The organism is Propioniciclava sp., assembly GCF_036744435.1.
Lineage (GTDB): Bacteria > Actinomycetota > Actinomycetes > Propionibacteriales > Propionibacteriaceae > Propioniciclava.
The window spans coordinates 1-4,633 of sequence record NZ_DAIOIA010000122.1 but is presented as its reverse complement, the minus strand read 5'-3'; the positions used below and the strand labels follow the sequence as shown (position 1 = coordinate 4,633).

Annotated in this window: 5 protein-coding genes; 3 read left to right on the top strand and 2 right to left on the bottom strand. The window is 71.4% G+C overall.

Going from position 1 to position 4,633, the window contains the following annotated elements:
- Nucleotides 1–97 precede the first annotated feature (97 nt).
- Nucleotides 98–661, top strand: coding sequence for a DUF721 domain-containing protein (locus V7E09_RS12870; RefSeq protein ID WP_324523490.1), 564 nt, complete (start codon nt 98–100; stop codon nt 659–661).
- On the opposite strand, the gene yczE is transcribed toward V7E09_RS12870, so the two are convergent.
- Entirely contained in the window at nt 652–1,332 is a 681-nt protein-coding gene (gene yczE / locus V7E09_RS12865; RefSeq protein ID WP_324512419.1) for a membrane protein YczE, read from the bottom strand. The genes V7E09_RS12870 and yczE overlap by 10 nt on opposite strands.
- A 61-nt stretch (nt 1,333–1,393) precedes the next feature.
- Between yczE and yczR the strand changes: the two genes are divergently transcribed.
- Nucleotides 1,394–2,863, top strand: coding sequence for a MocR-like transcription factor YczR (gene yczR, locus V7E09_RS12860; protein WP_324523489.1), 1,470 nt, complete (start codon nt 1,394–1,396; stop codon nt 2,861–2,863).
- Nucleotides 2,864–3,037: 174 nt separating this feature from the next.
- Here the strand turns inward: yczR and V7E09_RS12855 are convergent, their stop codons facing one another.
- Complete coding sequence (locus V7E09_RS12855; protein WP_324512430.1) at nt 3,038–3,919, bottom strand: VOC family protein; 882 nt, start codon at nt 3,917–3,919, stop codon at nt 3,038–3,040.
- 234 nt (nt 3,920–4,153) lie between these two features.
- On the opposite strand from V7E09_RS12855, the gene V7E09_RS12850 reads away from it, so the two are divergent.
- Nucleotides 4,154–4,633 (top strand): hypothetical protein (locus V7E09_RS12850; protein WP_324512431.1); only part of this gene is annotated, 480 nt, incomplete at its 3' end.

Here is a 4,633-nt window from a genome sequence, read left to right as displayed (position 1 = left end):
CCGGAGGACACCGCTCCGCTGGACGTCGGTGCCGGCGTTGCCGACGCCGTCAACGATTCGTCCCCGGCCGCGTCGGGTGAGAGCCCAGGCGATGGCGATGAGTGACCCGACCGAGCCGGATGCCGACACCGGCGGCACGCAGCACGAGGGGGAGCGGAGCGCCGAGTTCGAGGAGGTGGAGTTCAACCCCACCGGGCTGGACCTGGCGCGACAGATTGCCGAAGCGGCGGGCCGGACGGTGCCCGCGCCTGCACCCCGGCAGAAGAAGCGCACGCGTCAAGGACGCCGAACCCGGGGCGACCGGCGCGGCGACCCGATGCCCCTGGGCGACGCGCTGGAACGCGTCATCGAGCAGCGCGGCTGGTCCGCCGACGTCAACGTCCACCTCCTGATGGGGCGCTGGGCCGAACTGGTCGGCCCAGCCGTCGCCGAGCACAGCACCCCGGAGGCCTACACCGACAAGGTGCTGGTGGTGCGCACCAGTTCGACGGCGTGGGCGTCCCAACTGCGGCTCATGGCACCGCAACTGGTGGCGAAGATGAACGCGTCCCTGGGAGACGGCACGATCCTCCGCGTCCAGATCATCGGGCCCAACGCACCGAGCTGGAAGCACGGACCCCGCTCGGTGAAGGGGAGAGGTCCGCGCGACACCTACGGCTGAGGTGACGCGTCCGCCGGGCGCAATTCCACGGTGAACACGCGCAGGAAGAACTGCACGAGCGGGCCAATGGTGAGCGCGTAGAGGACGGTGCCCAGGCCCAGCGTCCCGCCGAGGAGGAATCCGGACGCCAGCACGAGGATCTCGATCCCCGTGCGGGTGGCCCGGATCGACCAGCCGGTGCGTCGCACCAGCCCGGTCATGAGCCCGTCGCGGGGTCCCGGGCCCAACTGTGAGCCGATGTAGAGGCCGCCCGCGACGCCGTTCAGGATCACGCCGCCCACCAGCAGCGCGACCTTGGCCGCCAGCGCGTCCGGTACGGCGATGACGGCCAGGCCGACGTCGGTGGCGAACGCGATGACGAACACGTTGGCGATGGTGCCGAATCCCGGCCATTGCCGCAGCGGCACCCACAGGAGCAGCACGGCCAAGCCGACGACGAGGATGACCGTCCCGAACGACGCCCCGGTGCGCTTGGTGAGCCCCTCGTGGAAGACATCCCACGGGTCCAGCCCGAGGGTGCTGCGCACGAGCATCGCCATGGAGAACCCGTACAGGCTCAGGCCGATCATGAGCTGCGTCATGCGGTGGGGGAGTCGAGGGGCGCGGAGCTGTTCGCGGGGGGACAAGGCGAGCAGAGGAGCAGCGGCGGGACGCTTGAGTTGCACGGACATGACCCCACTCTCGCCTCAACTGGACTGGTCAACAATAGCCACTTGCGCGATAGTGGCCTGCATGAGCGTCCGCATTCCGGCCCGTAAGCTCGCCCCGCTCTCCGAGGCGCCCCCGACAGGCGTCCCGGCCTATCGGGCCCTGGCAGCGGGGATTCGCGACTGGCTCATGGACGGCCGGCTCGTCCCCGGGGCGATCCTCCCCAGCGAAAGGGCGCTCACGCAGACGCTCGGCGTCAGCCGCACCACCGTCACCCGTGCCTACCAAGAACTCGTGAAAGAGGGCTACGCCGCCACCCGCCGCGGCTCCGGCACGGTGCTGCGTTTTCCCGGAGCCGGGCCCAATCGGCTCAGCCCGTTCGGGCCCCAACTCACCGACCCCGACGACGACCAAGTCGACTTCACCTGTGCGGCGTCCGCCGCCCCGGCAGGCCTGATGACGGCCGTCGATGCGGCCCTGGGCGAACTGGGCGCCCACGCCCGCGGCATCGGCTACCACCCGCGCGGACTGCCCACCCTGCGCGAGGCCGTCGCACAGCGCTACCGCGACCGCGGTCTTCCCACCGACCCCGAGAACATCCTGATCGTGCCAGGCGCCCTCGCCGGTGCCGCCGTCGTCGCCCGCGCACGCGTCCAGGCGGGGGACCGCGTCCTGATCGAGTCGCCCACGTATCCGAACGCGGCGCAGGCCCTGCGGGCCGAAGGCGCCCGGCTGGTCGGCATCGGTGTCGGTGGGGGAGGCTGGCACGTTCCCGAGATTGCGGCCGCCCTCCGACGGACGCGTCCACGCTTGGCGATGCTCATCCCCGACTACCACAACCCCACCGGGGCGCTCATGGACGACGACACACGTGCCGCCGTCGCCGCAGCGCTGCGGGCCGGGGACTGCACAGCCCTGGTGGACGAGACCATGGCCGAACTCGACCTCGACGGCGCCGCCGGGGGACGCCCGACCCCGTTCGCCGCGCAGGCGGCGTCCACGCTGACCCTCGGCAGCATGAGCAAGTCGTTTTGGGGAGGCATCCGGGTGGGGTGGATCCGCGCCCCGCGCTCCGAGGTCGACGACCTCTACGCGGCGCTGTCCACCTTGTCGCTGGGGTGTTCGGTGATCGACGAACTGGTTGCGGTGCATCTGCTGGCGGACGCCGACCGGATCCTGGCCGAGCGGCGCGCGTCGCTGCGCCGCTCCCGGGACGCCCTCGTCGCGCTGCTGCGCACCCACCTGCCGACGTGGGAGTTCGGCGTCCCCTCCGGAGGGCTGACGCTGTGGTGCCGGCTTCCCGAGCCGATCGCGGTGGCCGTCGCGGGTCAGGCGGAGCGGCTCGGCGTCTACGTCGTGCCAGGCGTCCGGTTCTCGATCGGCGGCGGCATGGCGCACCACCTGCGCTTGCCCTACGCGGGGGACCCGGGGTCGTTCGCCACGGCGGTGGAGCGGCTGCGGCGCGCCTACGACGCGGCACTGGCCGCCCCATCCTCGCTCCCGGCGCCCCAGGATCCGGTGACGCTGGGGGAGCGGGACGCCATGATCGCCTGAGCAGGGCTCGCGTCCCCTGGTGCGCAGTCCTCGATGCGTCCAGGCTCAGTCCTCGGCGGGCTCAGCCTCAGTCCTCGGCGACGTGGGGGTCAGTCCTCGGCGGGCTCAGGCTCAGTCCTCGGCGGGCTCAGGCTCAGTCCTCGGCGCGGGGGCGGGGGTCCGGGGATGAGGCGGTCAGGCGCTGAGGCGGACCAGGTTGCCCCACGGGTCGTCGAGTTCGACAGCGCCGCCCTCCTCGCGGATCTGGACGCCGCGGGAACGAGCCCGGGTCGTCAGTTCCGCGACATCGGCGGCGCTGGGGACCACGATGTCGACCCGGCCCAAGCCGAGGCCGGGGGCGCGCAGCCCGACACCTTCGGAGCTCCACGTGTTCATCGCCATGTGGTGGTGGTAGCCGCCGGCGGACACGAACAGGGCGCCGCGCATCTCGGAGGTCACGTCGAAGCCGAGCGTGTCGACGTAGAAGTCCTTGGCACGGGCGGTGTCGCCGACCTTCAGGTGGACGTGGCCCACGACCGTCTCGTCGGGCAGCGAGCCGCGGCGGCCGGCGGCCGTCTCGACGAAGTCGCGGGCCTGCGGTGTCAGGTGCTCGCCCAGGAACTGGTTGGGGTCGACGAACAGGGTCGTCATGCGGACCTGGCCGTTGTCCCACGTCCAGGTGTCGCGGGGCCGGTCGTAGTACAGCTCGACGCCGTTGCCCTCGGGGTCGTCCAGGTAGAACGCCTGGGAGACGAGGTGGTCGCCCGAGCCGGTGTACAGCTCAGGACGGGCCAGCGCGAAGGACGCCAGCGTGGTGGCCAGCGAGGTCGGGCTGTCGTGCAGGATCGCGGTGTGGAACAGACCGGCGGTCCGGCGCTCACCGCGCGGCAGGCCGGGACGATGGCGCAAGGTCACCAGGACGTCGGAGCCGCGGCCGAGATCGATCTCGTCCCCGCGCTCGGCGATCTGGTCCAGGAGCAGGACGTCGCGGTAGAAGGTCGTCATCGCGTCCAGGTCGGCGACGTCGAGGGCGACGCTTCCCATGTGCGTCGTCGCGGGCAATGTCGTGGTGGTCATGTCTCTCCCAACAGTTGATGCTTCAACTATATTCCACGCCGGGTGGGTTGCGCACCCCGAAAAGCGATTCCCGTCTTGGCCCTCGGAGGGGTCTCCTCCTCCGGGCATTCCTCCCCGTGCGGGGGCACGGGCGTCCCGCGACCATGACCGTGTTCGTTGCTACTCTGACGCGCGGGGTTTGAACATCTTCCGAGCACTGGCGGGTCCCCCCAACCGCCGTGGGGGGACTCATTCATGGCGGAACTGCTACGCCGACAACGGGGCGGAGTCGCGGCCCTGACCGCGATCGCGCTCGTCATGGCGCTGCTGGCCGCCTTCCATCCGGGCGTGCCGGCCCGACAGGTGCAGCTCAACGACGGCGGCATCTGGGTCACCAATCAGAACCTCCGGCTCGTCGGGCACCTGAACTACCCCTCACGCACCCTCGACGGCGCCGTCCGCGCCAACTCGAACACCTTCGACGTCTCCCAGGCGGGCGACACGGTCTTCGTCGAGGACGCCCTCAACGCCCGCTCCAGCAGCGTGGACACCGCCGCCTTCACCCTCGACCAGGGCAGCGACCACGGCAAGAGCGTCACCTTCAGCCACGCCGCCACCACGACGGCCTTCGCCGACGCCCAGGCCGGACGGGTCTGGGTCATGGATGCCTCGGCGGCCGACGGCTTCAGCCCCACCGCGGAGCCGACCCTGGAGGACGTGCCCGGAGCGCGCGCC

Bases quoted from the DNA above. Each gene is read 5' to 3' on its own strand.
- yczR (WP_324523489.1), top strand. From the start codon at position 1,394: ATGAGCGTCCGCATTCCGGCCCGTAAGCTCGCCCCGCTCTCCGAGGCG.
- yczE (WP_324512419.1), bottom strand. From the start codon at position 1,332: ATGTCCGTGCAACTCAAGCGTCCCGCCGCTGCTCCTCTGCTCGCCTTG.
- V7E09_RS12870 (WP_324523490.1), top strand. From the start codon at position 98: ATGAGTGACCCGACCGAGCCGGATGCCGACACCGGCGGCACGCAGCAC.
- V7E09_RS12855 (WP_324512430.1), bottom strand. From the start codon at position 3,919: ATGACCACCACGACATTGCCCGCGACGACGCACATGGGAAGCGTCGCC.